Annotated in this window: 32 protein-coding genes; 27 read left to right on the top strand and 5 right to left on the bottom strand. The window is 68.5% G+C overall.

What is annotated here, in order from left to right; genetic code table 11:
* Positions 1-29: 29 nt before the first annotated feature.
* The 14 genes from VSH64_RS28265 to VSH64_RS28200 all read left to right on the top strand — a co-directional run bounded on the left by VSH64_RS28265 (position 30) and on the right by VSH64_RS28200 (position 11447).
* Positions 30-680 (top strand): L-threonylcarbamoyladenylate synthase, encoded by a 651-nt coding sequence (locus VSH64_RS28265; protein WP_326565755.1) that lies wholly within the window; start codon positions 30-32, stop codon positions 678-680.
* A 107-nt stretch (positions 681-787) separates the two neighbouring features.
* Entirely contained in the window at positions 788-1942 is a 1155-nt protein-coding gene (locus tag VSH64_RS28260; RefSeq protein ID WP_326565754.1) for a glycosyltransferase family 4 protein, read from the top strand.
* A 219-nt stretch (positions 1943-2161) separates the two neighbouring features.
* Positions 2162-2533 (top strand): hypothetical protein, encoded by a 372-nt coding sequence (locus VSH64_RS28255; RefSeq protein WP_326565753.1) that lies wholly within the window; start codon positions 2162-2164, stop codon positions 2531-2533.
* A gap of 219 nt (positions 2534-2752) precedes the next feature.
* The gene (locus VSH64_RS28250) at positions 2753-3202 is read left to right on the top strand and encodes a hypothetical protein (protein ID WP_326565752.1); all 450 of its coding nucleotides are present in this window, start codon (positions 2753-2755) and stop codon (positions 3200-3202) included.
* A gap of 510 nt (positions 3203-3712) precedes the next feature.
* The gene (gene atpB, locus VSH64_RS28245) at positions 3713-4510 is read left to right on the top strand and encodes a F0F1 ATP synthase subunit A (RefSeq protein WP_326565751.1); all 798 of its coding nucleotides are present in this window, start codon (positions 3713-3715) and stop codon (positions 4508-4510) included.
* A gap of 58 nt (positions 4511-4568) precedes the next feature.
* Positions 4569-4826, top strand: a complete 258-nt coding sequence (locus tag VSH64_RS28240; RefSeq protein ID WP_326565750.1) for an ATP synthase subunit c family protein — start codon at positions 4569-4571, stop codon at positions 4824-4826.
* Between the two features lie 32 nt (positions 4827-4858).
* Positions 4859-5407 (top strand): F0F1 ATP synthase subunit B, encoded by a 549-nt coding sequence (locus VSH64_RS28235; protein WP_326565749.1) that lies wholly within the window; start codon positions 4859-4861, stop codon positions 5405-5407.
* 7 nt (positions 5408-5414) lie between these two features.
* Positions 5415-6239: a F0F1 ATP synthase subunit delta gene (locus VSH64_RS28230; RefSeq protein WP_326565748.1), complete on the top strand. Its 825-nt coding sequence runs from the start codon at positions 5415-5417 to the stop codon at positions 6237-6239.
* 62 nt (positions 6240-6301) lie between these two features.
* A complete protein-coding gene (atpA, locus tag VSH64_RS28225; protein ID WP_326565747.1) occupies positions 6302-7939 on the top strand; it encodes a F0F1 ATP synthase subunit alpha in 1638 nt (545 codons plus the stop codon).
* Between the two features lie 11 nt (positions 7940-7950).
* Positions 7951-8886, top strand: coding sequence for a F0F1 ATP synthase subunit gamma (locus tag VSH64_RS28220; protein WP_326565746.1), 936 nt, complete (start codon positions 7951-7953; stop codon positions 8884-8886).
* Positions 8886-10313: a F0F1 ATP synthase subunit beta gene (gene atpD, locus VSH64_RS28215; RefSeq protein ID WP_326565745.1), complete on the top strand. Its 1428-nt coding sequence runs from the start codon at positions 8886-8888 to the stop codon at positions 10311-10313. Before VSH64_RS28220 ends, atpD begins: the two co-directional genes overlap by 1 nt.
* Positions 10314-10440: 127 nt before the next feature.
* On the top strand, positions 10441-10806 hold the full coding sequence (locus VSH64_RS28210; RefSeq protein WP_326565744.1) for a F0F1 ATP synthase subunit epsilon: 366 nt from the start codon (positions 10441-10443) through the stop codon (positions 10804-10806).
* Positions 10807-10831: 25 nt separating this feature from the next.
* The gene (locus VSH64_RS28205) at positions 10832-11266 is read left to right on the top strand and encodes a DUF2550 domain-containing protein (protein WP_326565743.1); all 435 of its coding nucleotides are present in this window, start codon (positions 10832-10834) and stop codon (positions 11264-11266) included.
* Positions 11267-11285: 19 nt separating this feature from the next.
* The gene (locus VSH64_RS28200) at positions 11286-11447 is read left to right on the top strand and encodes a hypothetical protein (protein WP_326565742.1); all 162 of its coding nucleotides are present in this window, start codon (positions 11286-11288) and stop codon (positions 11445-11447) included.
* A 19-nt stretch (positions 11448-11466) separates the two neighbouring features.
* Here VSH64_RS28200 and VSH64_RS28195 read toward each other — a convergent pair whose 3' ends face one another.
* Positions 11467-12033: a cob(I)yrinic acid a,c-diamide adenosyltransferase gene (locus VSH64_RS28195; RefSeq protein WP_326565741.1), complete on the bottom strand. Its 567-nt coding sequence runs from the start codon at positions 12031-12033 to the stop codon at positions 11467-11469.
* 61 nt (positions 12034-12094) lie between these two features.
* On the opposite strand from VSH64_RS28195, the gene murA reads away from it, so the two are divergent.
* Positions 12095-13369: a UDP-N-acetylglucosamine 1-carboxyvinyltransferase gene (murA, locus tag VSH64_RS28190; protein ID WP_326565740.1), complete on the top strand. Its 1275-nt coding sequence runs from the start codon at positions 12095-12097 to the stop codon at positions 13367-13369.
* On the opposite strand, the gene VSH64_RS28185 is transcribed toward murA, so the two are convergent.
* Positions 13366-13971, bottom strand: coding sequence for a TetR/AcrR family transcriptional regulator (locus tag VSH64_RS28185; protein ID WP_326565739.1), 606 nt, complete (start codon positions 13969-13971; stop codon positions 13366-13368). The genes murA and VSH64_RS28185 overlap by 4 nt on opposite strands.
* A 93-nt stretch (positions 13972-14064) precedes the next feature.
* Here VSH64_RS28185 and VSH64_RS28180 point away from each other — a divergent pair, with 93 nt between their 5' ends.
* Positions 14065-15273, top strand: a complete 1209-nt coding sequence (locus VSH64_RS28180) for an alpha/beta fold hydrolase (protein WP_326565738.1) — start codon at positions 14065-14067, stop codon at positions 15271-15273.
* Here VSH64_RS28180 and VSH64_RS28175 read toward each other — a convergent pair.
* Together VSH64_RS28175 and VSH64_RS28170 are read right to left on the bottom strand one after the other, a co-directional pair.
* On the bottom strand, positions 15270-15896 hold the full coding sequence (locus VSH64_RS28175) for a LysE family translocator (RefSeq protein WP_326565737.1): 627 nt from the start codon (positions 15894-15896) through the stop codon (positions 15270-15272). The genes VSH64_RS28180 and VSH64_RS28175 overlap by 4 nt on opposite strands.
* 20 nt (positions 15897-15916) lie before the next feature.
* Entirely contained in the window at positions 15917-16543 is a 627-nt protein-coding gene (locus tag VSH64_RS28170) for a LysE family translocator (RefSeq protein ID WP_326565736.1), read from the bottom strand.
* A gap of 121 nt (positions 16544-16664) precedes the next feature.
* Between VSH64_RS28170 and VSH64_RS28165 the strand changes: the two genes are divergently transcribed.
* The 7 genes from VSH64_RS28165 to VSH64_RS28135 all read left to right on the top strand — a co-directional run bounded on the left by VSH64_RS28165 (position 16665) and on the right by VSH64_RS28135 (position 21610).
* On the top strand, positions 16665-17192 hold the full coding sequence (locus VSH64_RS28165) for a hypothetical protein (protein ID WP_326565735.1): 528 nt from the start codon (positions 16665-16667) through the stop codon (positions 17190-17192).
* Between the two features lie 3 nt (positions 17193-17195).
* Positions 17196-17498 (top strand): DUF6191 domain-containing protein, encoded by a 303-nt coding sequence (locus VSH64_RS28160; protein ID WP_326565734.1) that lies wholly within the window; start codon positions 17196-17198, stop codon positions 17496-17498.
* Between the two features lie 190 nt (positions 17499-17688).
* Positions 17689-18582 carry an ectoine/hydroxyectoine ABC transporter substrate-binding protein EhuB gene (ehuB, locus tag VSH64_RS28155; protein WP_326565733.1) on the top strand — a complete coding sequence of 298 codons (894 nt, stop codon included), beginning with the start codon at positions 17689-17691 and terminating at the stop codon, positions 18580-18582.
* A 13-nt stretch (positions 18583-18595) separates the two neighbouring features.
* The gene (ehuC, locus tag VSH64_RS28150) at positions 18596-19306 is read left to right on the top strand and encodes an ectoine/hydroxyectoine ABC transporter permease subunit EhuC (RefSeq protein WP_326565732.1); all 711 of its coding nucleotides are present in this window, start codon (positions 18596-18598) and stop codon (positions 19304-19306) included.
* Positions 19303-19959, top strand: coding sequence for an ectoine/hydroxyectoine ABC transporter permease subunit EhuD (ehuD, locus tag VSH64_RS28145; protein WP_326565731.1), 657 nt, complete (start codon positions 19303-19305; stop codon positions 19957-19959). Before ehuC ends, ehuD begins: the two co-directional genes overlap by 4 nt.
* 4 nt (positions 19960-19963) lie before the next feature.
* Complete coding sequence (ehuA, locus tag VSH64_RS28140) at positions 19964-20728, top strand: ectoine/hydroxyectoine ABC transporter ATP-binding protein EhuA (RefSeq protein WP_326565730.1); 765 nt, start codon at positions 19964-19966, stop codon at positions 20726-20728.
* Between the two features lie 108 nt (positions 20729-20836).
* Positions 20837-21610 (top strand): enoyl-CoA hydratase-related protein, encoded by a 774-nt coding sequence (locus VSH64_RS28135; protein ID WP_326565729.1) that lies wholly within the window; start codon positions 20837-20839, stop codon positions 21608-21610.
* 4 nt (positions 21611-21614) lie between these two features.
* On the opposite strand, the gene VSH64_RS28130 is transcribed toward VSH64_RS28135, so the two are convergent.
* On the bottom strand, positions 21615-22154 hold the full coding sequence (locus VSH64_RS28130) for an NUDIX hydrolase (protein WP_326565728.1): 540 nt from the start codon (positions 22152-22154) through the stop codon (positions 21615-21617).
* 37 nt (positions 22155-22191) lie between these two features.
* Between VSH64_RS28130 and nucS the strand changes: the two genes are divergently transcribed.
* From nucS to VSH64_RS28110, 4 genes are all read left to right on the top strand, one after another.
* On the top strand, positions 22192-22851 hold the full coding sequence (gene nucS, locus VSH64_RS28125; protein ID WP_326565727.1) for an endonuclease NucS: 660 nt from the start codon (positions 22192-22194) through the stop codon (positions 22849-22851).
* A gap of 247 nt (positions 22852-23098) precedes the next feature.
* Positions 23099-23869, top strand: coding sequence for a hypothetical protein (locus VSH64_RS28120; protein WP_326565726.1), 771 nt, complete (start codon positions 23099-23101; stop codon positions 23867-23869).
* 166 nt (positions 23870-24035) lie between these two features.
* Positions 24036-25736: a sodium:solute symporter family protein gene (locus VSH64_RS28115; protein ID WP_326565725.1), complete on the top strand. Its 1701-nt coding sequence runs from the start codon at positions 24036-24038 to the stop codon at positions 25734-25736.
* Positions 25737-25749: 13 nt separating this feature from the next.
* Positions 25750-26040 (top strand): hypothetical protein, encoded by a 291-nt coding sequence (locus VSH64_RS28110; protein WP_326565724.1) that lies wholly within the window; start codon positions 25750-25752, stop codon positions 26038-26040.
* The last annotated feature ends 42 nt before the right edge of the window (positions 26041-26082 follow it).

Below are 26082 nucleotides of genomic sequence, written 5' to 3'. Positions count from 1 at the left end.
CTCCGGAGGCGAGGGCTAGGCTTCGCGGCATGAGTGCGGTGTACGACTGCAGCAAACGCGAGTCCCGGGCCGAAGGGCTGGCCGCCGCGGCCACTGCCGTGAGGTCGAGCCGGCTGGTGGTCCTGCCCACCGACACCGTCTACGGCATCGGTGCCGACGCCTTCGACGCCGGCGCCGTGCAGGCGTTGCTGCGGGCGAAGAACCGCGGCCCGGACATGCCCGTGGGCGTGCTCGTCGGTTCGTGGTCCACAGTGGACGGTCTGGTCCTCGGCCTGCCGCCGCAGGCGCGGGCGCTCGTGGAGGCGTTCTGGCCGGGTGACCTGTCGATCGTGCTGCCCCACGCGCCGAGCCTGCAGTGGGACCTCGGGCAGTCGCGCGGCACCGTGATGCTGCGGATGCCGCTGCACCCGGTGGCGCTGGAGCTGCTGCGCGACGTCGGCCCGATGGCCGTGTCGAGCGCGAACGTGTCCGGCCGCCCGCCCGCGTCCACCGCGGCCGAGGCGAAGGACCAGCTCGGCGATTCCGTGTCGGTGTACCTCGACGGCGGTTCGAGCGGCGAGGCCGTGGCGTCGTCGATCGTGGACCTCACGGGCGAGAATCCCGTGGTGCTGCGCGAAGGCGCGGTCACGCGAGCGGCGATCGCCGAGGTCATGGGCGTGCCGCTCGAGTCGCTCGCCTGAGCGGTCCACAGTGGCCACGCGGACGGGAGGCTCCGTTGAATCGTGTGACACCCGGTCGCGGTAGCGTGACGCGGTGACTCGGACCCCCCGGCAGGCGTGACGCGGTCATGCCCCCTGTGCAAGGACTTCTCCCCATCCGGGAATACCTCCTCGTCGCGCTCACCGCGACGGCGGTGACCTACCTGCTGACCGGTGTCGTCCGCCGCGTCGCGATCCGCATCGGCGCGATCGCCAACCCGCGGGCGCGCGACGTCCACGTGACGCCGATCCCGCGCATGGGCGGCGTCGGCATCTACCTGGGCGTGGCCGCGGCGATGGGACTGGCCCACCAGCTGCCCGCGCTGAGCCACGGCTTCGACGCCTCGCTCGACTCCGTGGGCGTGCTGCTGGCGGCCGGTGTCCTGTCGCTGATCGGGGCGCTCGACGACCGCTTCGAGCTCGACGCGTGGACGAAGCTCGCCGGACAGGTGATGTGCGCGGGGATCCTCGTCATCTTCGGGGTGCAGTGGGTGTCGTTCTGGGTGCCGTGGGGCGGCACCGGCGACTCGTTCGGCTCGGTGCTGGTGCTGGACAAGAACCAGGGCGCGCTGCTCACCGTGGTGATGGTCGTGGTCATGGTCAACGCCATGAACTTCGTCGACGGCCTCGACGGCCTCGCCGGCGGCCTCGGCTTCATCGCCGCCGCGGCCACGTGCGCCTTCTCCCTGGGCCTGCTCGACAGCACCGGCGGCGACTTCGGCACCTACCCGCCGGCCCTGATCGCCGCCACGCTGGCCGGCGCGTGTCTGGGCTTCCTGCCCTACAACTTCCAACCCGCGAAGATCTTCATGGGCGACTCCGGCTCCATGATGATCGGCCTCATGCTCGCCGGCGCCACCACGTCCGCGAGCGGCCGCGTGAGCTACACGCGCTTCTCCGCCTCCGACGCGCTCGCGCTGCTGTCCCCTTTGGTCGTCGTCGTGGCCGTGCTCTTCGTGCCCGTGCTCGACCTCGTGATGGCCGTGATCCGCCGCACCCGCCGCGGCGAAAGCCCCTTCGCGGCCGACAAGATGCACCTCCACCACCGCCTGCTGGAGATCGGCCACTCGCAGCGCCGCGCCGTGCTGCTCATCTACTTGTGGGCGGGCATCCTCGCGTTCGGCGCGGTGTCCGTCACGCTGTTCGACGACGTGGTCGTGTTCTGGGTCATCGGCGTGGGCCTGGTGGCGGCGGTGCTGGTGTCGCTGGTGCCGAGGTTGAGGGCGCGGCACCGAGCGGGCTGAGGCCATCGCGAATTCGATTCGCTTTCCGGAAAAGGCTCCCCGATCGGGGGAACGTCGGCGAAGTGTTGACCATGATCACTTTCGGCGGCTAATCTTCGATCCGAGGGGTTTTGAGGGGGACTGGGGAGTCCAAGGGGTGCCTTTTCGGCGTGACTTCGACGTGTTGTGGTCTTTCTCTTTTCGCCTCATTTCGGTTGTCGAATGGGGAGGAAAATCGACATGAAGACGATGTCCAAAGCCGCACTGGGTGTGCTCGCCGCCGGCGCGATGCTGGCAGCGTTTCCCGGCGTTGGCTCTGCCGCTACGTCGGCGGACGGGAACCCGGCCGCACCCCTGAGGAACGGGTACGTTTCGTATGTGTCCTCGGACGGGCACGGCTGCGGGTCGACCGGAGCGGACTGGAGCCGGTACTACCACCACTGCACGAACGACGGGCGATCAATCCAGGTTCTGGCCCGGTTCGTGCTCGTCGGCAACACCATTGCGTGTGTCGGCCCGGGTCAGACGGTCAAGGTCAGTGTCACCACGACGTACAGTTTGGACTGGAACGGTCAGACCTGCACCAATCCGGGTCAGCAGTGGGCGGCATGATTCGGGCCGACAGGGATCTGTCGTGAATCGGCGATGGAAATGAATTTCCGGGGAAGAATTCAGCCGGAAATCGGTCGAATTCGATAGTGCCCGCCCCGGGCTCGCGTTTTCGCGAACCCGGGGCGAGCCCCGTCCGGCGGAAGTCGCAGGTTGGGGGCTTGGCCGCCCCGGCGCCAGGTTCTCTACACTCGACGGGCGAACCGAGTAGGGAGCCCAGCTGTGAGCGAAACCGAAACCTCGTCCGACGCGACGGAGAACCCGCACGCCAAGGTGGTGCTGCAGGCCGCCCGCGCGATGACGAAGGCTTCGCTGCTGGTCACGCCGCCGGCGGTGCTCGTGTGCATCGTCCTGTTCAGCATCGTCTTCGGGCTGCACGGGTTCCTCGGGTCGCTCGTCGGCGCGGTGCTCGCGATGCTGGCGGCGCTGTCGACGCTCGGGCTCATGCGCTTCAGCGCGGGCCAGGACCCCATGTTCGTCCTGGTGATCGCGCTCGGCGGGTACGTGGTCAAGGTCGTGGTGCTGTTCCTCGCACTCACGCTGCTCAAGGGCGTGACCGCGCTGCACCCGTTGTCGCTGGGCATCACCATGATCGTGGCGATCCTGGTGTCCGCCGCGGCCGAGTTCGCGGCCTTCCGCAAGACCAAGATCCCGACGATCATCCCGTCCTGACCTGTCGGCTACTGCCGGTGAGACCGCACTGCGGCATTCGTGTGTGACCTGAATCACGCTAGCCGACTTCCGGGTGGGCTCCGCACTGTGCCGGGGCTCTCACCTGTGGTGTTGCGAAACCGGTCGCACGCGTCCCGGACTTGGGTCCCGGATCGGCCCGGGACCTAAGTCCTGAGCTGATCGGTTGGTATGAAGTACGCCTGTACGGCACCGATTGACCTGCTGGTAGGGTCCGCGTCAAGGGTGGCGGCCTCGCCCGCACACTCCCTCAGACGAACCGCGACCAGCAGTGTGGCGCCCGGTGGTTCCGCCTCCTCAGCCCGCTGGTCCGAAGTGGATTGCAGGGCAGTGTTCACGCGAGTCAACCCCTGTGCAGGGCATGAGAATCATTCACTGCACAGTGGACCCGGCCGCCTCCGGCGTGCTCGTGCGTATCGGGTACGTTAAGTCCAGATCGTGACGATTCCCCCGGCGGAGTGAACGCCGGCCGGGAGAACCGGGAGGAGCGCAGTGATCGCGCTGGTACTGACCGAGGGTGCGGTATTCACGCCCCCTGGTACTGATGCCTTCGAGCTGCCGCCGTTTTTGGGGTCTGGCGACTGGGGCTTGAACAAGCCGAAGCTGCTGGTGATCATCGCTTTGGTGATCGTCGCCGGCTACTTCTTGGTGGCTTCGCGCAAGCTGAAGATCGTGCCCACCAAGGGCCAGTTCATCGCAGAGTCCCTCTATGACTTCAGCCGCAACAACATCACGCGGCAGCAGATCGGCTCGAAAGAGTTCAAGCCGTTCATCCCGTTGGTTCTCGCGTTGTTCACCTTCATCTTGCTGAACAACCTCTTCGGGATCATTCCCTTCTTCCAGTTCCCGACGATGGCGCGGATCGGTTTCCCGCTCGCCATGTCGCTGCTGGTGGTCTACCCGGTGTACCACTACGTGGGCATCAAGAAGTACGGCCTCGGCGGCTACCTGAAGAACCAGCTGACGCCCGCGGGCATCCCGAAGTTCGTGCTTCCGCTGTACAGCGTGATCGAGTTCGCGCAGAAGTTCTTCATCACGCCGATCACGCTGGCCATCCGTGTTTTCGCCGCGATGTTCGCCGGCCACCTGATCATCATCGTGTTCACCCTGGGCGGCACCTTCCTGCTCACGGAGACCACGGGCTGGGCGCTCAAGCCGGTGTCGATCCTGGGCTGGGTCCTGGCGATCCTCATGACTTTCCTCGAGGCCTTCATCCAGGTGCTGCAGGCCTACATCTTCGCCCTGCTGTCCGCCGGGTACATCGGCGCCGCGCTGGCGTCGGAGCACTGAGAACCACACAAGCCCCCGATCCGCGCGAGTGCGCGGACCGAAGTGAAGGGAAACGCACGTGAGCAACATCGTTCTGGCCCAGGCCGCCGCCGAGACCGTGAACCTCAACAAGGGCCTCGCCGCCATCGGTTACGGCCTGGGCGCGATCGGCCCGGGTATCGGCATCGGCCTGATCTTCGCCGCCGTCATCAACGGCACCGCGCGTCAGCCGGAGGCCCAGGGCAAGCTCCAGGGCATCGGCTTCTCGACCTTCGTGCTCACCGAGGTCCTCGCGCTGATCGGTATCGTCATCTACTTCATCGCCTCCGCGGGCTGAGTCACCCCACTCTCGCCATCTAAGGAGACGCTGTGCTGAAGACCGAATTGGTGTTGGCGGCCGAGAGCCCCAACCCGATCATCCCGGACCTCCCGGAGCTGATCCTCGGCATCGTCGCCTTCCTGATCCTGCTGTTCATCCTGAAGAAGTACGTCGTGCCCCGCTTCGAGGCTGCGTACGAGGAGCGGGCGCAGAAGATCGAAGGCGGCATCGAGAAGGCCGAGAAGGCCCAGGCCGAGGCCGAAAACGCGCTGGCCGAGTACAAGGCGCAGCTGGCCGAGGCCCGGTCCGAGGCCGCGAAGATCCGCGACGACGCCCGGCTCGAAGCCGAGCAGATCAAGGCGGAGCTGCGGGCCGAGGCCGAGTCCGAGTCCCAGCGGATCGTCGCGCAGGGGCAGGCTCAGCTGCAGGCCCAGAAGGCGCAGATCATCGCCGAGCTGCGGGCCGACATGGGCCGCAACGCGGTGGAGCTGGCGAGCCGCATCGTCGGCGAGTCGCTCGAGGACGAGGTGCGCCGCCGCGGCACGGTCGACCGGTTCCTGTCGGAGCTGGAGACCGCCACCAACGGAGCGGGGAAGTAGACCAGAGATGACGCTGCATGCTGCGAGCCGTGAAGCGCTCGACCTCGCCGAGACCCGTCTCGGCGAGGTTCTGGCCGACGCGGGTACCGACCCCGCGACGGTCGGGGACGAGCTGCTCTCGGTCGTCGACCTCCTTGACCGCGAAATCGGCTTGCGCCGGGCGGTCAGCGACGCTTCGGCCAGCCCGGAGAGCCGCCAGGGCCTCGCCCGCCGCCTGTTCGACGGCAAGCTGAGTGAGCCTGCCCTGAAGGTTCTCGACTCCGTGGCAGGCAGCCGCTGGTCAAGCCCTCGTGAGCTGGTGGACGGGATCGAGTCCCTCGGTCGCTCGGCGTTGCTGACCTCCGCCGAGAAGACCGGGAACGTCGAAACCGTCGAGTCCCAGCTGTTCCAGGTCGCACGGATCGTCTCGGGCTCCTCCGAGCTCGAGGCCGCGCTGTCCGATCTGGCCGCTCCCGTCGACGCCAAGCGGACCCTGGTCCGCGGGCTGTTCGCGGACAAGGTCGACGTGGTCACCGAGACCCTCGTCGAGCAGGTCGTGCGCCGTGCCAAGGGGCGCGGGGTCGGCAACGGGCTCGACAAGCTGGTCGCGCTGGCCGCGGAACGGCGTCAGCGTTCGGTCGCGTACGTGACCAGCGCCAACGCCCTCACCGACGAGCAGCGGACCCAGCTCGGGTCCAGGCTCAACGGCATCTACGGGCGGACCCTCGCGCTGCACGTCGAGGTGGACCCCCGGCTGGGCGGCGGGCTCGTCGTCCGCGTCGGCGACGAGGTCATCGACGGCAGCACGGCCGGCCAGCTCGCGGCGGTGCGCCGCAGGCTCAGCCGCGCCTGACGGGTGCGCCCGCACCACAGACTTTGCACACTGGACAGAACAGAAGCGAGAGCGGGAACGAAATGGCGGAGCTGACGATCTCCTCGGACGAGATCCGCAGTGCGATCGAGAACTACGTCTCGAGTTACGCCCCGGATGTGAACCGGGAAGAGGTCGGCGTGGTCGCCGACGCCGGTGACGGTATCGCCCACGTCGAGGGCCTCCCCTCGGCCATGGCCAACGAGCTGCTCGAGTTCCCGGGCGGCGTCCTCGGTGTGGCGCTGAACCTGGACGCCCGCTCCATCGGTGCGGCCATCCTCGGCGACTTCGAGACGATCGAAGAGGGCCAGCAGGTCAAGCGGACCGGTCAGGTCCTGTCCGTGCCGGTCGGCGACGGCTACCTCGGCCGGGTCGTCGACCCGCTGGGCGCGCCCATCGACGGGCTCGGCGAGATCGAGACCACGGGCCGGCGTCCGCTGGAGCTCAAGGCCGCCTCGGTGGTCGAGCGCCAGCCGGTGTCCGAGCCGCTGCAGACCGGCATCACCGCCATCGACGCGATGACGCCGATCGGCCGTGGCCAGCGCCAGCTGATCATCGGTGACCGCAAGACGGGCAAGACCGCCGTCGCCGTGGACACGATCATCAACCAGAAGGCCAACTGGGAGACCGGCGACGCGAGCAAGCAGGTTCGCTGCATCTACGTCGCGATCGGCCAGAAGGGCTCCACGATCGCGTCGGTCAAGAAGTCGCTCGAGGACGCGGGCGCGATGGAGTACACGACCATCGTCGCCGCCCCGGCTTCCGACTCGGCCGGCTTCAAGTGGATCGCCCCCTACACCGGCTCGGCCATCGGCCAGCACTGGATGTACGAGGGCAAGCACGTCCTGATCGTGTTCGACGACCTGACCAAGCAGGCCGACGCCTACCGCGCGATCTCGCTGCTGCTGCGCCGCCCGCCGGGCCGCGAGGCGTTCCCCGGCGACGTCTTCTACTTGCACTCCCGTCTCCTCGAGCGGTGCGCCAAGCTGTCGGACGAGCTCGGTGCCGGCTCGCTGACCGGCCTGCCGATCATCGAGACGAAGGCCAACGACGTGTCGGCCTACATCCCGACGAACGTCATCTCGATCACCGACGGTCAGTGCTTCTTCCAGTCGGACCTGTTCAACGCCGGTCAGCGCCCGGCCATCGACGTGGGCATCTCGGTGTCCCGCGTGGGTGGTGCCGCGCAGGTCAAGGCGATGAAGTCGGTCTCCGGCTCGCTGCGCATCGACCTGTCGCAGTACCGCGAGCTGGAGGCGTTCGCCGCCTTCGCCTCGGACCTCGACGACGCCTCGAAGGCGCAGCTCGAGCGCGGTGCGCGCCTGTACGAGGTGCTCAAGCAGCCGCAGTACTCGCCGATCCCGGTCGAGGAGCAGGTCTGCACGGTGTGGCTGGGTACCAACGGCCACTACGACTCGGTCCCGACCGAGGACGTGCGCCGCTTCAACCAGGAGTTCCTGGACTCGGCGCGCCGCAAGCACACCGAGGTTCTCGGCGCGATCCGCGACAGCGGCAAGTTCGAGGACGACACCCGCGACGCGCTCGTGAACGCGGTCAACGAGTTCAAGAAGGAGTTCACCACCTCCGAGGGCAAGCCCCTCGAGGCGAACGCCGACGCGATGGACGCCGACAAGGTCGGGCAGGAGACCGTGAAGGTCAACAAGCCCGCCCCGAAGAAGTGAGCTGATAGCTCATGGCCGCACAACTCCGGGAACTTCGGTCGCGCATCAAGGCGACCAAGTCGATCGGCAAGATCACGAAGGCGATGGAGCTCATCGCCACCGCGCGCATCACGAAGGCGCGGGCGAAGGTCGCCGCTTCCCGGCCGTACGCGGACGAGATCACCAAGGTGCTCTCGGCGCTGGCCGGTGCGGCGGCGAACCTCGACCACCCGCTCCTGGTCGAGCGCCCCAACCCGAAGCGGGCCGCGGTCCTCGTCGTCACCAGCGACAAGGGCCAGTGCGGTGGCTACAACTCGAACGTGCTGAAGGCGACCGAGGAACTCCTCGCCCTGCTCCGTGAGGAGGGCAAGGAGCCCGAGGTCTACGTCACCGGCAACAAGGGCCTGAACTACTACCGGTTCCGGGGCCGCGAGGTCGTCGACAGCTGGACGGGCTTCTCCGACCAGCCGGCGTACACCGACGCGGTCGCGGCCGCGGAGACGCTGGTGGAGTCGTTCCTCTCCGGCACCGAAGCGGGCGCACCCGGTGCGCTCGCCGGCGTCGACGAGATCCACGTCGTCTACACCGAGTTCGTGTCGATGCTGACGCAGCGCCCGATCGCCAAGCGGGTCGCCCCGCTCGAGGTCGAGTACACCGAGGGCGAGGAGCCGAAGGCCGCGGGCGAGCTGCTCCCCAGCTACGAGTTCGAGCCGAGCGCCGACAAGCTGCTGGGCGCACTGCTGCCGAAGTACATCAACACGCGCCTGTACTCGGCGCTGTTGGAGGCGGCGGCGTCCGAACTGGCAGCCCGCCGCACCGCGATGAAGGCCGCGTCGGACAATGCGAACGACCTGGTGGGCAACCTGACGCGGGAGATGAACCAGGCCCGCCAGGCGCAGATCACCCAGGAGATCTCCGAAATCGTCGGTGGCGCGAACGCGCTCACCGCAGCAGGAAGTGATGATTGATGACCAGTACTGAAGCCCCGCGCGCCAAGGGGCGCATCGTGTCGGTGACCGGTCCGGTCGTCGACGTCGAGTTCCCGCGTGGTTCCGTTCCCGACCAGTACAACGCGCTCAAGGTCGAAATCGAGTTCGAGCAGCTGCGCAAGACCGTGACCCTCGAGGTCGCCAGCCACCTCGGTGACAACCTCGTCCGCACGATTTCGCTGCAGCCGCAGGACGGTCTCGTCCGCGGTGCCGAGGTCACCGACACCGGCGGCCCCATCACGGTGCCGGTGGGCGACAAGGTCAAGGGTCACGTCTACAACGCCCTCGGCGAGTGCCTCGACGAGCCCGGCTACGGCGACGACCTCGAGCGCTGGGGCATCCACCGCAACCCGCCGCCCTTCGACCAGCTCGAGGGCAAGACGGAGATGCTGGAGACCGGCCTCAAGGTCGTCGACCTGCTGACCCCGTACGTGCAGGGTGGCAAGATCGGCCTGTTCGGCGGTGCCGGCGTGGGCAAGACGGTGCTCATCAAGGAGATGATCACCCGCGTCGCCCGGAACTTCGGTGGTACGTCGGTGTTCGCCGGGGTCGGCGAGCGCACCCGTGAGGGCAACGACCTCTTCCTGGAGATGTCCGAGGACGGCGTCATCAACGACACCGCCCTCGTCTTCGGCCAGATGGACGAGCCGCCGGGCACGCGTATGCGCGTCGCCCTGTCCGCGCTGACCATGGCGGAGTACTTCCGCGATGTGCAGAACCAGGACGTGCTGCTCTTCATCGACAACATCTTCCGGTTCACCCAGGCCGGTTCCGAGGTGTCGACCCTGCTGGGCCGCATGCCTTCGGCCGTGGGTTACCAGCCGACGCTGGCCGACGAGATGGGCCAGCTGCAGGAGCGGATCACGTCGACCCGCGGTCGTTCGATCACCTCGATGCAGGCGATCTACGTGCCCGCGGACGACTACACCGACCCGGCGCCGGCCGCGACGTTCGCCCACCTGGACGCCACCACCGAGCTCTCGCGTGGTGTCTTCCAGAAGGGCATCTTCCCGGCGGTGGACCCGCTGGCGTCGACGTCGACGATCCTCGACCCGGCCATCGTCGGTGAGGACCACTACCGCGTGGCCTCCGAGGTGATCCGGATCCTGCAGAAGTACAAGGAACTGCAGGACATCATCGCGATCCTCGGTATGGACGAGCTCTCGGAAGAGGACAAGCTCACCGTTCAGCGCGCGCGCCGCATCGAGCGGTTCCTGTCGCAGAACATGCTGGTCGCCGAGGCGTTCACGCAGATCCCGGGCTCGACCGTGCCGCTCGCGGAGACGATCGAGTCGTTCGACCGCATCTCGAAGGGCGACTTCGACCACTACCCGGAGCAGGCGTTCCTGGGTATCGGTGGCCTCGAGGACCTCGAGAAGAAGTACAAGGAAATCACCAAGAAGTGACGCTTTAGAAGACGCAGTTGAGCGCGGCGGGGGCAGTGTCCATTATGGACATCCGCCCCCGCCGTTCTCGTAACCGAAGCAGGACCTATTACACTCGGTGGTGACACCCCGAGCGAAGGAGTGCTACGTGGCTGAGATGTCCGTGGAGCTGGTGGCCGTGGAGCGCCGGCTCTGGTCGGGTACCGCCACCTTCGTGGTGGCGCAGACCACCGAGGGCGAGATCGGCATCATGCCCGGCCACGAGCCGGTGTTGGGCCAGCTCGTGGAAGGTGGTGTGGTGAAGGTGACCACGACCGACGGCGAGACCCTCACCGCGGCCGTGCACGGCGGGTTCCTGTCGGTCACGGCCACCGGGGTGAGCGTGCTCGCCGAGAGCGCCGAGCTTTCCGACGAGATCGACATCGACGCGGCCAAGGCGGCCCTGACCGCGGACGACGAGGCGGAGCGCACGCGGGCGACAGCCCAGCTCCGCGCGGCCGGTCAGTCAGTCTGATCGAGCGACGAGCAGGAGCCGGGCCGTGAAGATCGCCATCGTGGTGCTGGGGCTCCTGATCGTGCTCGCCGTGCTGGTGGCCTGGTACGGCCAGAGGTGGATCCGGATGCGCCGCGGCGGTGGCGTGAGCGTCGCGCTGCGGTGGCGTCCGGACAACCCGCGCGCCAGCTGGCACCTCGGGCTCGGCCGGTACGAGGGCGACGAGTTCGTCTGGTACCGCGTGTGGAGCCTGCGCAGCGGTCCGGACCGCGTGTTCCAGCGAGAGAGCATGCAGATCGCCGACCGGCGCGACCCGTCCGGCACCGAGGCGTACGCGGTGCCGGAGGGATCCACTGTCCTGCGGTGTGAGTCGCCCACGCAGGAAGCGATCGAGATCGCGATGGGGCCGGGTGCGCTCACCGGGTTCCTGTCCTGGCTGGAGTCGGCTCCGCCGGGACGAATGCTGCCGCACGCGTCCTGATGGGGCCTATCCTGGGGTGATGGAACCCGAGGAGCAGGCTGACCGCAGGCGCCGCTGGGCCAAGCTGCCCGAGCACGTGCGGCTCGAGGACATGACCACGACCCAGGACGTCGAGCCCGGAGCGGACTCGACCTGGGACGTCGACTACGAACGCTATTGGACGGCGCGCGAGTTGCGCTGATCCCCTGGGCCGGGGTTGCTCAGCCGCCCGGCTTCCACAGCACGTCGCCGTCCGGGTTGGCCAGCCGGCCGAGGATGAACAGCAGGTCGGACAGCCGGTTGAGGTACTTCACGGCGATCGGGTTCGTGGTGTCCGGTTCGGCCTCGACCAGCGCCCACGCCGAGCGCTCGGCCCGCCGCGTCACGGTGCGGGCCTGGTGCAGGAAGGCCGCGCCGGGGGTGCCGCCGGGCAGGATGAACGACGTGAGCTTGGGCAGCCGCTCGTTGAACTCGTCGCACCAGCCCTCCACGCGCTCGACGTAGGCCTCGGTGATGCGCAGGGGCTCGTACGGGGGATTTTCCTGGATCGGCAGGCAGAGGTCCGCGCCGACGTCGAACAGGTCGTTCTGCACGCGCCGCAGCACCGTGGCCAGTTCGTCGCTCAGCCGGCCCATCGCGATGGCCAGTCCGATGACCGAGTTGGCCTCGTCGGTGTCGGCGTAGGCGCCCAGGCGGGGCGAGGTTTTGGGGATCCGCGAGCCGTCGCCGAGCGCGGTGGTGCCGCTGTCGCCGACCTTCGTGTAGACGCGGTTGATGCGAACGACCATGCGCTCGACTCTACCGGCCCCGCGTGTGCCGAAACTGGGCGAGAGGGCATGATTGGCGGCCATGAGCGAGCACTTCGACGTGCACGGCGGGGCACGGCTGGTCGGCGAGGTCGACGTGGTCGGAGCCAAGAACAGCGTGCTGAAGCTGATGGCCGCGGCCCTGCTGGCCGAGGGCACCACCACCATCACGAACTGCCCGCAGATCCTCGACGTTCCCCTGATGGGCGATGTCCTGCGCAGCGTCGGCTGCGAGGTGGAGATCGACGGCGACACGGCGCGCATCACCACGCCTGCCGAGCTTTCGCACCGCGCCGACTCGGCGGCGATGGGCAAGCTGCGCGCCTCGGTGTGCGTGCTCGGGCCGCTGGTCGGGCGGCTCAAGAAGGCCGTGGTCGCGCTGCCCGGCGGTGACGCAATCGGCTCGCGGCCGCTCGACATGCACCAGAACGGCCTGCGCAAGCTCGGCGCCACGAGCACCATCGAGCACGGCTGCGTGGTCGCCAACGCGGAATCTCTCGTGGGCGCCCAGATCTGGCTCGACTTCCCGAGCGTGGGTGCCACCGAGAACATCCTGATGGCCGCGGTGCTGGCCGAGGGCACCACCGTGATCGACAACGCGGCGCGCGAGCCCGAGATCGCCGACATCTGCACGATGCTCGTGGAGATGGGCGCGAAGATCGAGGGCGCCGGCACGTCGACGCTGACGGTGCACGGCGTGGAGCAGTTGCGCCCGACCGAGCACCGCGTGATCGGCGACCGGATCGTGGGCGCCACCTGGGCGTTCGCCGCGGCGATGACCCGCGGCGACCTCACCGTGCGCGGTGTGAACCCGCACCACCTCGACCTGGTGCTGGACAAGCTGCGGCTCGCGGGCGCCGACGTGACCACGTTCGACGAGAAGGGCTTCCGCGTGGTGCAGCCCGAGCGGCCGAAGGCGGTCGACTGGGTCACGCTGCCCTACCCCGGGTTCGCCACGGACCTGCAGCCGTTCGCGGTCGCGCTCTCGGCGGTGTCCGAGGGCACGTCGATGATCACGGAGAACGTGTACGAGGCCCGGTTCCGCTTCATCGAAGAGATGATCCGGCTCTCCGGCGACGCCCGCACCGACGGCCACCACGCCGTGGTCCGCGGGGTCGAGCAGCTCTCCAGCGCCCCGGTGTGGGCGTCGGACATCCGCGCCGGTGCCGGGCTTGTGCTGGCCGGTCTGTGCGCGGAAGGGGTCACCGAGGTGTGGGACGTGTTCCACATCGACCGCGGGTACCCGCACTTCGTCGAGAACCTCAACCGGCTCGGTGCCCGCATCGAGCGAGTGGCGGGGGAGCCCGAGCGCGCTTAGTTCGCGGGCTCCCGGGCGTCGAGCGCGCGCAGGACGTGCTCGACGATCCGCTCCAGGAACTCCGGACCCGACGGCTCGCGGCGCACGACCAGCCGCCAGTACATCGGTCCGGCCAGCAGGTCGAGCGCCAGTTCGACGTCGGCGTCGGCCGGTAGCTCGCCGCGCGTGACGGCGCGCTCGAACACGCGCTTCGCGACGTCGCGGCGTGGCCCGCCGATGGCCGAGCGCAGGTTCTCCGCGGGATCGGGATTCCGCGCGCCTTCCGCGACGAGGTCCGGCAGGATCCGCGCGAACCGCGGGTGCGTGAGCCAGGCGTGCACCGCCCGTTGCAGCTCCAGCAGGTCGCCGCGCAGCGTGCCCGTGTCCGGCGCGCTCGCCTGGCTCACGCTGAACTCGGCGACGACCGCCGAAATCATCTCGTCCTTCGAGCGCCAGCGGCGGTAGAGCGCACTCTTGCCGACACCCGCGCGCTTGGCCACGGCCTCCATCGACAGCCGGCCGTAGCCCACGGCGGCGAGCTCGTCGAGCACGGCCTCCGTGATGGCCTGCGTGACTTCCGGCTGCAGCACGGCGGCGCCCGAGGGTGCGCGGCGAGTGGTCATGATCGGCATTCTAACGGGTGGACGAGACGGTACCGTTCCGTGTAGCTTGACGTCGGGACGGTACCGTATCGTCCAACTGTGCGGAGGCGCGGAATGAAGCAGCTGCTGTTCGAGGACGACCCCCAGTTCTGGTTCGAGACCCTGCGCGTGTTCGGCCACGCGAGTTACGGCGGCGCGGACTTCGGCGAGGTCGTGGCCACCGCGTCGCGCATCAAGCCCGGTGACTACGACAGCTGGCACGACGAGTGGCTCGCCACCGCCGAGCGGCTCGCCGCCGAAGCCGCGAGCGCCCGTCCCGTGAGCGCGCGGGACGCGTATCTGCGCGCGTCGACCTACTTCCGCTCGGCTGAGTTCTTCTTGCACGGCAACGCATCCGACCCGCGCATCGCGTACGCCTACGACCGCAGCGTGGCGTGCTTCCACCGCGCCGTCGAGGGGTTCGAGGGCATCGAGCACGTGGAGATCCCGTACGAGGACCACGTGCTGCGCGGCTACTTCTACCGCGCACCGGGCGCCGGCCGGAAGCCGATCGTGGTGATGTGCAACGGATTCGACGGCGCGGCGGAAGAGCTGATGTTCTTCGGCGGCCTCGCCGGGCAGGAGCGCGGGTACCACGTGCTGGCGGTCGACGGCCCCGGCCAGCCGAGCGCGATCCACCGCGACGGGTTGGTGTTCCGGCCCGACTGGGAGCACGTCGTGGCGCCGGTGCTCGACTTCGCGCTCGCCGATCCCGGCGTCGACTCGGAGAAAGTCGCGCTGCTGGGCCTGAGTCTCGGCGGGCTGCTCGCGCCGCGCGCGGCGGCGTTCGAGCCGCGGATCAAGGCCGTCGTCGCCGTGGACGGGGTGTTCGACGCGGGTTCCGCCGTCACCGCGATGCTGCCGTGGCCGCGGGAGGAGATCGTGCGCCGGGCGAACGCGGCCGAAGACGCCGAGTTCGACCAGCTCCTGGCCGCCGGCCGCGCCGCGAGCCCGACCCTGCGCTGGGCCGCCGATCACGGCCGGTACGTGATGGGCGCGAAGACCGACCGCGAGTTCCTGGCGAAGTACCTGACCTACACGCTCGACGGCGGCGTCGCCGAGCGCATCTCGTGCCCGGCCTTGATCTGCGAGGCCACCGACGACTTGTTCTTCAACGGCACCGACGGCCAGGAGTCCGAACCGCGCCGGCTCTACGCACGGCTCACCGGTCCGAAGACGCTGCTGTCGTTCACCGCCGAGGAAGGCGCCGACGCCCACTGCCACGTCGGGGCGCAGCGCCTGGCCGCCGCCCGGGTTTTCGACTGGCTCGACGAGACGCTCTAGGCCTCCAGGGCGAGCCCGATCCCGAAGCCGATGAGCACCGTGCCGGTCACGCCGTCGAGGGTGCGGCGCACGCGGCGGCGCTCCAGCCAGCCCCGCACGCGGTGCACCAGCAGCAACAGCAGCACCTGCCAGATCGCGCCGACCGCGGCCACCGTGTAGGCCAGCAGCAGCGCGTCGCCGGTCGTGGTGACGCCCGGGGTGAGGAACTGCGGCAGCACCGACAGGTACAGCACAAGGACCTTGGGGTTCGTCACGTTGGACAGGAACCCCTCGCGCCAGCGGCGGAACGCGCCGCGGCGGGCGCGTTGGGCTTCTTCGAGCGACTGGTAGTCACCGCGCCAAGCGCCGCGCAGCGCCTGGAACCCGAGGTAACAGAGGTAGGCGACGCCAAGCCATTTCACGACCTCGAACACGGGCCGCGAGCTCGTGATCACGGCCCCGAGCCCGAGCGCCGCCAGCGTGCCCTGCAGGAAGTTCGCCACGGCGATGCCGAAACACGCCCACGCGCCACCTCGGGCGCCGCCGGACAGGGCGTTCTTCAGCACGACCATGCTGTCGGGCCCGGGCGCCACGGCGAGCACCACCATCATGGCGAGGAACCCGCCGTACACACCCCACGTCATGCGGCGAACGGTAACCCGGCTCAGGACTCCAGGGCCAGGGCCGCCCCGAAGCCGACGAGCGCGGTGCCGGTCACGCCGTCGAGCGCGCGCCGCACCTTGCGCTGCTTGAGCCACTCGCGCACGCGGTGCACGAAGAACAGCAGCACCAGCAGCCACACCGTGCCCAGCACCGCGACGGTGTAGGCCAGCACGAGCGCGTCCCACGTGGTGGTGCGCACGGGGTCGAGGAACTGCGGCAGCACCGACAGGTACAGCACGAGCACCTTCGGGTTCGTCACGTTGGACAGGAACCCCTCACGCCAGCGCCGGAAGCTGCCGGCGCGCTTGCGCTGCGTCTCTTCCACCACGGCGTAGTTGCCGCGCCACGCGCCGCGCAGGGCCGTGAACCCGAGGAACACGAGGTAGGCCGCACCGAGCCACTTGAGCGTGAGGAACACCGGCTGCGAACGGGCGATGACCACCCCGAGCCCGAGCGCCGCGGCGGTGCCCTGCAGCGCGTTGCCCGCGAAGATGCCGGCCGTGGCCAGCAGCCCGCCGCGGGCGCCGCCGGACAGCGCGTTCTTCAGCATCACCATCGTGTCCGGTCCCGGCGCCAGGACGATCAGGACCACGATCACGAGATAGCTGCCGTACCCACTCCAAGTCACGTTTCTCCACGGTAATCGGCGCCGGCGCGGGAGTCTCGCGGATTTCGGTCACAACAGTTCGCGAGATGGGGCAACCTGGACGCATCGGACGACGTACTCATTCCGGAAGAGGGAGGGCGCGATGAATCCGATCGCCGAGGGCGAGACGGTGTTGTGGACGGGGCAGCCGCAGCGGTACCAGCGGCGGTTCCGGGATTTCCTGCCGTGGGTGCTGGTCGTGTGGGTGATCGTGTGGTTGGGCCTGGCGTTCGCGTTTCTGGAAGACGCCTCCGCCTTCGTGGCGCCGTACGTGGTCGGTCTCGTCGTCGCGCTGGCGATCGTCGTCGAGAAGCAGCGGCCCCGGGTGTTCGCCGCGACCTCGTACATCCTGACCGACCGGCGGCTCATCTTCGTGCTGAACTGGGCGTACGGCGTCGAGTACCGCTGGGTGCCGATCGCCCAGCTCGGCACGCCGCGCGTGCGTGAGCTGAAAGACGGCCTCGGCATCGTCAGCTTCGACCGGTCGGTGCTGCGCTGGCTGCGCCAGCGGTATCCGTGGCGGCGCCCGACCTTCGTCCCGGTACTGCCGGAGCTGATGGCGATTCCCGACGCGCGGCAGGTGGCCGAGCTGATCGCGCGGAACGCACCGCAGCCGTCGATCGTTGGGTGACACGTGCAGGTCATCATGTCGATCGCGCTGCCCGCCGCGACATTGCTGCTCGTGATCGTGGGTGCGTGGGAGGTACGGCCGGGCCGCAAGCCGTCGCGGCTGAAGCGGCGACTGTCCTCGACGTACCTCGACGAGGTGACCTCGTTCCTCTACGGCACCAAGCGCAACGAGCTGGAGCACCGCGACTCCGTGGAGATGACGCTCGACCAGGACGCGCAGGGCGCGCCTCCGCTGGGCCTGATCGACCTGGACCGCGGGGTGGCGGTCGTGCGTCCCGTGAACCAGGACAAGCGTCCCGAAGGCTGAGCGGAATTTCGGAAAACCCGGCCTTCGGGGTGTACCGATCCGCCACGGACCGAAAGTTTCCGGACACGCATTGTTCGAACCCGGTCAATTTACGATAACGGCTGCCGGTCGTTTCTCTGTTTCGCGTGCTCTGTACCAGTGGGGCACCTACGTTCGATCCACGGAAATGTGATCGAAACGAGGTGCTGAGATGAAGCACGACGAATGGTCGAGACGACAGCTGTTCCGGCGGTCCGCGCTGGTGGGGGCAGCTGTACTGGGTGGTCCGGTACTGCTTTCCGCATGCTCGTCGACGTCGTCGGGAGACGCGTTGCAGGCGGCTCAGTCCGCCAAGAAGATCAAAATCGGAATCGCCAACGAATCTCCGTACGGGTACACCGATCAAAGTGGAAAGGTCACTGGGGAAGCGCCTGAAGTGGCGCGCGCGGTGTTCAAGAACTTGGGGATCGACGACGTCGAAGCGAGCGCCGTTTCCTTCGACCAGCTGATCCCGGCGCTCAACGCGAAGCAGTACGACGCGGTGGCGGCCGGGATGAACATCACGGCGGCGCGCTGCGGCCAGGCCGCGTTCTCGATCCCCGACTACTCGGCGCTCACCGCGTTGCTGGTGCCGAAGGGCAACCCGCAGCAGGTGCGGACGTTCGCCGACATCGCGGCGAAGAAGGTCCAGGTCGCGGTCCTGTCCGCGGCGGTCGAGAAGGGCTACGCGACCAGCGCCGGTGTCGCCGAGAGCCAGATCCAGACGCTGGACTCGCAGGACAACATGCTGCGCGCGGTCACCGACGGCCGTGTCTACTGCGCGGCGCTCACCGACATCTCGCTGAAGGACGTGCTGAAGAAGAATCCCGGCGCGGCCGCCGAGGTGACACCCGGCTTCGACCCGGTCGAGAACGGCCAGCCGGTGGTCTCGGCCGGCGGGTTCGTCTTCCGCAAGGCCGACAAGCCGCTGCTCGACGCGTTCAACGCCGAGCTGAAGAAGCTTCACGACAGCGGGGACTGGACCAGGATCGTCACGCCCTTCGGCTTCACGGCGGCGAACCTGCCGAAGCCGGACGTGACGACCGAGAAGCTCTGCGCGGCGTGACGGGTGGCGCGCCGTGGCGAACGTGTCGCACATCGTCTCGTCCATCCTCGCCGGGCTCGGCACGACGGTCGTAGCCGCGGTCGGCGGGATCCTCGTCACCGTCGTCGTCGCGCTGATCGCCGGGCTCGCACTGCTCTCGCTGAGGTGGCCCGTCCGGGCGGTCGCGCGCGTGTACGTCGAAGTCTTCCGCGGCACGTCCGAGGTCGTCCAGCTGTTCTGGCTGTACTTCGTGCTGCCGGTGCTCGTCGGGCTCCAGCTGGTGCCGCTGTTCGCCGGCATCCTGGTCCTCGGTCTGAACCACGGCGCGTACGGGGCCGAGGTCGTGCGCGGGGCCGTGCGGTCGGTGCCGAAGGAGCAGTACGAAGGGGCCGTCGCGCTCAACTTCTCGCCGGCGCAACGGATGTTTCGGGTGCTGCTGCCGCAGGCGTTCGCCGAGCTGCTGCCGCCGTTCAACAACCTGTTCATCCAGCTGCTGAAGAGCACCGCCCTACTGTCGTTCATCTCCGCCGGTGAGATCACCGAGCGCGGTGAGCTCCTGCGGCCGGTGTTCGGCGCGGACATCGGCTGGATCTACGGGACCGAGCTGGTGCTCTACCTCCTGCTCGCCATCCTGATCACGACCGGGATGCGAGCGCTGGAACGGTGGGCTGCGCGCCGGCTCGGCCGCACACCGGTGGCGAGCACGGCCCGGGTGCTCTCGGTGGGCAGCGGAGGTGCCGGATGAACTGGGACTGGCAGGCCGCCGCCGACGCGATCCCGTTGCTGCTGAAGGGATTGCTGGTCACGGTTGAGCTCACGCTTCTCGGCTCGGCCGTCGCGTACGCGCTCGGTCTGGTGCTGGCCTTGCTGCGTCGGGCCGGGATCCCGGTGCTGTCGCGGTTGGTGCTGCTCTTCATCGAGTTCATCCGCAGCACGCCGCTGCTGATCCAGGTGTTCGTGCTGTACTGGCTCGTTCCGCCGCTGACGGGGATCACGATGTCGGCGTTCGTCACCGGCGTCGTGGCCCTCGGCGTGCACTACGCGACCTACACGGCCGAGGTCTACCGGGCCGGCATCGAAGCCGTCCCGAAGGGGCAATGGGAGGCGGCGGTGGCGTTGAACCTGCCGCGGCCGCGGGTGTGGACGGCGGTCGTGCTGCCGCAGGCGATCCCGCGGGTGGTGCCTGCGCTGGGCAACTACACGATCTCGATGTTCAAGGAAACACCGTTGCTGCTGGCGATCGGCGTGCTCGACGTGCTCAACCGCGCCAAGGAGGTCGGAGCCGAGACCTTCCGGGTCATCGAGCCCTACACCCTGGCCGGGGTGCTGTTCCTGCTGGTGAGCCTGCCCTCGTCACTGCTGGCCCGACGATGGGAGCGCCGTGCCGAACGAGCCTGAGGCGATGATCCGGTTTTCCGGTGTGGTGAAAAAGTTCGGGGACCACGTCGTGCTCGACGGCCTCGACTTCACCGTGGCGCCGGGGGAGTTCGTGTCCCTGATCGGGCCCAGCGGCTCGGGCAAGACGACGATCTTGCGGCTGCTGATGACGTTGGAGAAGGTGGACGGCGGGACGATCGACGTCGGCGGTGAGTGCCTGAGCCACACCCGGCGGGGCGAGCGGCTCGTGCCCGCGGACGAGAAGCACCTGCGGCTGATGCGGCGGCAGATCGGCATGGTGTTCCAGCAGTTCAACCTGTTCCCCAACATGAACGTGCTGCGCAACATCACCGAGGCGCCGGTGCGTTCGCTCGGGCTGCCGCCGGCCGAGGCCGAGCAGCGGGCGCGTGAGCTGCTCGGCCTCGTCGGGCTCGAGGACAAGGCCGACGCGCACCCGACGCGGCTCTCCGGTGGCCAGCAGCAGCGGGTCGCGATCGCCCGCGCCCTGGCGATGCGGCCCGACGTGCTCCTGCTCGACGAAGTGACCTCGGCGCTGGACCCGGAGCTCGTCGCCGACGTCCTGCGGGTGCTGCGCGACATCGCGACCGGCACGGACATCACGATCCTGTGCGTGACGCACGAGATGCAGTTCGCGCAGGACGTCTCGGACCGGGTGATGATGTTCGACCACGGCCGGGTGCTGGAGGACGCAGCGCCGGAGAAGCTCTTCACCGCACCGTCGCACGAACGCACGAAGGAGTTCCTCCGCGCGGTGATCGACCGTCGTTAGCCCGGCATGTCCTCGGCGGAGCGGACGGTCGTGACGTGCGCGAATGTCGGGGGCCGATTCGTACCGGCGCACGTTCCGTTCCGGGCCCGGCGGCGTTACGGTCGGGGCATGGCCGAGTACGAGCACATCCTGGTGAAGCGTGACGGCGACACGATCACCATCACGATGAACCGAGCCGCACGGCGCAACTCGCTGTCCGCCGAGCACCTGACCGAGCTGCTCACCGCGTTCCGCGAAGCCGGCACCACCGACGCGACCGGCATCGTGATCGCGGCCGCCGGCCCGGTGTTCTCCGCGGGCCACGACTTCGGCGACGTCGCCGCGCGCGATCTCATGGGCGTTCGCGAGCTGCTGACGTTGTGCACCGAGCTGATGAGCACGATGCAGTCGCTGCCGCAGGTGGTCGTCGCGCGCGTGCACGGCCTGGCGACCGCCGCCGGCTGCCAGCTCGTGGCCTCGTGCGACCTGGCCGTGGCCGCGGCGTCGGCCGGTTTCGCCCTGCCCGGCGGCAAAGGCGGCTGGTTCTGCCACACGCCGGCCGTGCCGGTGGCGCGCTCGATCGGCCGCAAACGCCTGATGGAGCTGGCTTTGACGGGTGACGTCGTGGACGCGGCCACGGCGCTGGACTGGGGTCTGGTCAACTCCGTGGTGCCGGATGACGAGCTCGACGACGCCGTCGCCGCACTGCTCGCGCGCGCCACCCGCGGCAGCCGGGCGAGCAAGGCGATGGGGAAGCAGACCCTGTACGCGCAGCTCGACCGTCCGGAGGCCGACGCCTACGCGATCGCGCTCGAGGTGATGGCTTCGGCTTCACAGCTGCCGGGGGCGCGGGAGGGCATGGCGGCGTTCCTGGAGAAGCGCAAGGCCGAGTGGCCCGACTGAGGTCTCAACCACGCTCGCGCAGCAGCAGGAGCGTGTACGCGGCGATCGACTGCGCGTCGGTGATGCCGCCGGTCGAGATCATCTTCTCGACCTCCGACCGGGTGAACCACGCCGTGGTCATGTCCTGCTCTTCGAGCTCACGCTCCGGCTCGCCCTCGGTGAGCCCGGTGGCGAGGTAGACGTGGCCGCGCTGGCTCGACATGCCGGGCGCGACTTCGAGCAGCCCGATCTCCGTCAGGGTCTCCGCGCGCAGCCCGGTCTCCTCGCGCAGCTCGCGGCGGGCGAGCTCGGCCGGCGGCGTCTCGGCCAGGTCGGGGGCCGTGCCCTGGCAGAACTCCCAGCGTCGTTCGCCCACGGGGTAGCGGAACTGGTCCACGAGCAGCAGGCGGTCGCCGTCCACCGGGATGATCAGGGCGTAGGTCGGTTTGTCGACCACGCCGTAGATGCCTTCGCTGCCGTCGAGGCGGCGGACGGCGTCCTCGCGCACCGTCATCCAGTTGTTCCGGTACACCTCGCGGGTCGCGACACGCTGAATGGGGTCCACTCGCCCAGTATCGCCGAGCCTGTCCTACCCTCGGCGGGTGCGTCTCGTGATCGCTCGCTGCCAGGTCGACTACGCCGGCCGCCTCACCGCCCACCTGCCGATGGCCACGCGCCTGCTCCTCGTCAAGTCGGACGGTTCGGTGTCCGTGCACTCGGACGACCGCGCGTACAAGCCCCTGAACTGGATGAGCCCACCCTGCTGGCTCATCGAGGACGGCAAGCTCTGGATCGTGGAGAACAAGCAGGGCGAGAAGCTCGTGATCTCGATCGACGAGATCTACCACGACCACCAGCAGGAACTGGGCGCCGAACCGGGCCTGCAGAAGGACGGCGTGGAAGCCCACCTGCAGGAACTGCTCGCCGAGCACATCAAAACCCTCGGCGACGGTTACACCCTGGTGCGCCGCGAGTTCCCCACCGCGATCGGCCCGGTCGACATCATGGCCCGCGACGCCGACGGCAAGTCGGTCGCCGTGGAGATCAAGCGCCGCGGCGAGATCGACGGCGTCGAGCAGCTCACGCGCTACCTCGAACTCCTCAACCGCGACCCGCTGCTGGCCCCCGTGCAGGGCGTCTTCGCCGCGCAGATCATCAAGCCCCAGGCCCGCACCCTCGCGGAAGACCGCGGCATCCGCTGCCTGACCCTGGACTACGACGCGTTGCGCGGCATCGAATCGGACGAGTTCCGGCTGTTCTGACCTCTCCCGAAAACCCCGGTCCCGCTCGGTGAATCGGAAACGCGACACCGCGGTAAAACGCGATGAAATCATTGCGGCTGCGCTGTTCAGGTGAGTCGAACAACCGCGCAATGAGATTTGTGTCACACTCGGCAAGAGGGGTTCCACGCCGTTCGCCGGGGCAGGTTCGAGGCTGCGGATTTCTTGTTTGCCAACGGGTTTCGTGCTGCGCGGAAACTCCTCCGGACCATCGTCAGAGGAGGGGACCATGCGTTATCGACCCATCGGCACCGATCCCACCGACCCGCGGCTCGGCCGGTTCATCCCGGACGACTGGCACCACGTCGAGCGTTATCCGTTCTCCGCGCTCTCGGTCGAAGAACGGCCGGTGCGCACACCCGTGGTGATCGGCGTGAACTGGTACCGCGAGTTCGACAAGCCGGAGAAGGACGAGCGGTCGGGGGAACTGGTCATCGCCAAGGCCGGCTCGCTCTCGACCGTCCGAGGTGGACACTGCGTGTGCCTCGAACCGGGTGGCACGCCGGATTCCGACGAGTGGTACGCGTTCTACGACCAGGGCGCGGAAGGCGCGTGCGTGGGCTTCGGCTGGTCGCGGTGCATGTCGTTGTTCAACAACAGGGAGTACTCCGCCCGTTGGCTGTGGGACGCGGCGAAGAAGCGCGACGAGTGGCCCGAGACAGAACCCGGCGACGACAACGGCACGTCCGTGCGGGCCGCCGCCGAGGTGCTCAAAGACATGGGCCACGTCAAGTGGCGGTCGAAGTACGCCGACGACACCTGGCAAGAGCGTGCGGAGTACACCCCCGACGTGAAGCAGGGCATCCAGGCCTTCCGCTGGGCGGTCTCGGTCGACGAGGTCCACACCGCGCTCGGCAACAAGCGCGCGGACGAGCTCGGCGCCGTCCCGCTGCTCAACTCGTGGGGCTCGGGTTACCCCCGCCGCGTCTACCTGCCCGACGGCGTGCTCGCGCGCCTCATCGAGGAGGACGGCGAGATCGCGATCCCCACGGACCGCTGAGTGGATCTTCGAGGGCTTCGTTTTCCCAGGTCGGCCGGGGGAGACGAAGCCCTCTTCGCGGAATGCCCGTGTCGGCATGCCGCTCCCGAATCCATGCAGTACTGTCCGGATCTGACGGGACGCTGGTGTTTCCTGTGGGAAATTGTTTGATTCGGAGGTGGCTCGCGTGGAGGTCCTTGCCGACGCGAACCTGCGGCTCGACGCGAGTGCGATCGACTACATCGAGCTGGCGTTCTACTTCGTGCTGGTGCTGGGCATCGGCTATCTCGCTCGAAAGCAGGTGTCGAGCAGCCTCGACTTCTTCCTGTCCGGGCGCTCGCTGCCGGCGTGGGTCACGGGGCTCGCGTTCATCTCGGCGAACCTCGGCGCGATCGAGGTCATGGGCATGTCCGCCAACGGCGCCGAGTACGGCCTGCCGACGGCGCACTACTTCTGGATCGGCGCGATCCCGGCGATGCTGTTCCTCGGCGTCGTGATGATGCCGTTCTACTACGGCTCGAAGGTGCGCAGCGTTCCCGAGTTCATGCTCCGCCGCTTCGGCCCCACCGCGCACTGGGTCAACGGCGCGAGCTTCGCGCTCGCGCAGATCCTCATCGCGGGCGCGAACCTGTACCTGCTGGCCAGTGTGGTGAACCTGCTGCTGGGCTGGCCGATCTGGGTCTCGATCCTCATCGCGGCCGTCATCGTGCTCTCCTACACCGCGCTCGGTGGCCTCTCGGCGGCCATCTACAACGAGGTGCTGCAGTTCTTCGTCATCCTCGCGGCGCTGATCCCGCTCACGATCGTCGGCCTGTACAAGGTCGGCGGGTGGAACGGCCTCATCGAGAAGGTGACCAACAGCCCGGGCGGCGTCGCGCAGACGCACTCGTGGCCCGGCAACCAGCTCACCGGCTTCAGCAGCAACTTCCTGTCGGTGCTGGGCCTGGTCTTCGGCCTCGGGTTCGTGCTCTCGTTCGGCTACTGGACCACGAACTTCGTCGAGGTCCAGCGCGCGATGGCCTCGAAGAGCATGTCGGCCGCGCGGCGCACGCCGATCATCGGCTCGTTCCCGAAGATGTTCATCCCGTTCGTGGTGATCATCCCGGGCATGGTCGCCGCGGTGACCGTGACCGAGCTGCAGGGCGCGAACAAGCAGGCCCTGCTCGACGGCAAGCCCGCGCCCAGCGGCGCGACGTTCAACGACGCCCTGCTGCTGCTGATGCGCGACGTGCTGCCGAACGGCATCCTCGGCGTCGCGATCGCCGGCCTGCTGGCGTCGTTCATGGCCGGCATGGCGGCGAACCTGAGCTCGTTCAACACGGTGTTCACCTACGACATCTTCCAGACCTACCTCGTGAAGAACCGGCCGGACCGGTTCTACCTGAGCACCGGCCGTGTGGTCACCATGGTCGCGACGGTCCTGGCGATCGGCACGGCGTTCATCGCGTCGACCTACGCGAACCTGATGGACTACCTGCAGACGCTGTTCTCGTTCTTCAACGCGCCGCTGTTCGCCACGTTCATCCTCGGCATGTTCTGGAAGCGGATGAGCAAGGCGGCCGGCTGGTCGGGTCTGGTGTTCGGCACGTTGGCGGCGGTCGTGGTGTTCGTGCTCAGCAAGAACGGCACGTTGAACCTGCCGGGTCAGGGCAGCAGCTTCGTGGCCGCGATCGCGGCGTTCGTCGTGGACATCGTGGTGAGCGTGGGTGTCACGTACCTGACCCCGGCCAGGCCGGAGTCGGACCTGGTCGGGCTGGTCTACTCGCTCACGCCGCGTGAATCGCTGAAGCACGACGTCACCGGCGAAGACGCGGGCTGGTACCGCAAGCCGGTGCTGCTGGCCGGCATCGCCGCAGTCATCACCCTCGCGCTGAACTTCGCCTTCTAGGAGAACGACCGCCATGGCAACGGAATCCACGCCGCGGGCGCACAAGGCAGGTGCGTTCGACATCCGCCTGATCATCGCGCTGCTCACCGGCGTCTACGGCGTCATCCTCACGGTGATGGGCTCCGCGTTCGACACGGAGGCGGACAAGCAGAAGGCCGCCGGGGTGAACATCAACCTGTGGGCCGGCATCGCGCTGCTGATCTTCACGGCGCTGTTCATCCTGTGGGCGCGGCTGCGGCCGATCGTGGTGCCGGAGCAGCCGGACGAGCCCGCCGAGGGCGACTCCGAACCGCCGGCCGCCTGATAAGCGGGTTGTCCGGACAGCGGGGGCCGGCTGCCGCTACCG

Source organism: Amycolatopsis rhabdoformis, from assembly GCF_035918295.1.
GTDB classification, from domain to species: Bacteria; Actinomycetota; Actinomycetes; order Mycobacteriales; family Pseudonocardiaceae; genus Amycolatopsis; species Amycolatopsis rhabdoformis.
This window is presented reverse-complemented; position numbering and strand designations above follow the sequence as displayed.

What these genes read in the sequence shown, in the direction of transcription:
- VSH64_RS28230 (WP_326565748.1), top strand. Translation starts at nt 5,415, where the DNA reads ATGACGCTGCATGCTGCGAGCCGTGAAGCGCTCGACCTCGCCGAGACC.
- VSH64_RS28120 (WP_326565726.1), top strand. Translation starts at nt 23,099, where the DNA reads ATGCGTTATCGACCCATCGGCACCGATCCCACCGACCCGCGGCTCGGC.
- VSH64_RS28220 (WP_326565746.1), top strand. Translation starts at nt 7,951, where the DNA reads ATGGCCGCACAACTCCGGGAACTTCGGTCGCGCATCAAGGCGACCAAG.
- ehuD (WP_326565731.1), top strand. Translation starts at nt 19,303, where the DNA reads ATGAACTGGGACTGGCAGGCCGCCGCCGACGCGATCCCGTTGCTGCTG.
- ehuA (WP_326565730.1), top strand. Translation starts at nt 19,964, where the DNA reads ATGATCCGGTTTTCCGGTGTGGTGAAAAAGTTCGGGGACCACGTCGTG.
- atpA (WP_326565747.1), top strand. Translation starts at nt 6,302, where the DNA reads ATGGCGGAGCTGACGATCTCCTCGGACGAGATCCGCAGTGCGATCGAG.
- murA (WP_326565740.1), top strand. Translation starts at nt 12,095, where the DNA reads ATGAGCGAGCACTTCGACGTGCACGGCGGGGCACGGCTGGTCGGCGAG.
- VSH64_RS28185 (WP_326565739.1), bottom strand. Translation starts at nt 13,971, where the DNA reads ATGACCACTCGCCGCGCACCCTCGGGCGCCGCCGTGCTGCAGCCGGAA.
- VSH64_RS28180 (WP_326565738.1), top strand. Translation starts at nt 14,065, where the DNA reads ATGAAGCAGCTGCTGTTCGAGGACGACCCCCAGTTCTGGTTCGAGACC.
- VSH64_RS28135 (WP_326565729.1), top strand. Translation starts at nt 20,837, where the DNA reads ATGGCCGAGTACGAGCACATCCTGGTGAAGCGTGACGGCGACACGATC.
- VSH64_RS28265 (WP_326565755.1), top strand. Translation starts at nt 30, where the DNA reads ATGAGTGCGGTGTACGACTGCAGCAAACGCGAGTCCCGGGCCGAAGGG.
- atpD (WP_326565745.1), top strand. Translation starts at nt 8,886, where the DNA reads ATGACCAGTACTGAAGCCCCGCGCGCCAAGGGGCGCATCGTGTCGGTG.
- VSH64_RS28200 (WP_326565742.1), top strand. Translation starts at nt 11,286, where the DNA reads ATGGAACCCGAGGAGCAGGCTGACCGCAGGCGCCGCTGGGCCAAGCTG.
- VSH64_RS28195 (WP_326565741.1), bottom strand. Translation starts at nt 12,033, where the DNA reads ATGGTCGTTCGCATCAACCGCGTCTACACGAAGGTCGGCGACAGCGGC.
- VSH64_RS28175 (WP_326565737.1), bottom strand. Translation starts at nt 15,896, where the DNA reads ATGACGTGGGGTGTGTACGGCGGGTTCCTCGCCATGATGGTGGTGCTC.
- VSH64_RS28165 (WP_326565735.1), top strand. Translation starts at nt 16,665, where the DNA reads ATGAATCCGATCGCCGAGGGCGAGACGGTGTTGTGGACGGGGCAGCCG.
- VSH64_RS28260 (WP_326565754.1), top strand. Translation starts at nt 788, where the DNA reads ATGCCCCCTGTGCAAGGACTTCTCCCCATCCGGGAATACCTCCTCGTC.
- ehuB (WP_326565733.1), top strand. Translation starts at nt 17,689, where the DNA reads ATGAAGCACGACGAATGGTCGAGACGACAGCTGTTCCGGCGGTCCGCG.
- VSH64_RS28110 (WP_326565724.1), top strand. Translation starts at nt 25,750, where the DNA reads ATGGCAACGGAATCCACGCCGCGGGCGCACAAGGCAGGTGCGTTCGAC.
- VSH64_RS28255 (WP_326565753.1), top strand. Translation starts at nt 2,162, where the DNA reads ATGAAGACGATGTCCAAAGCCGCACTGGGTGTGCTCGCCGCCGGCGCG.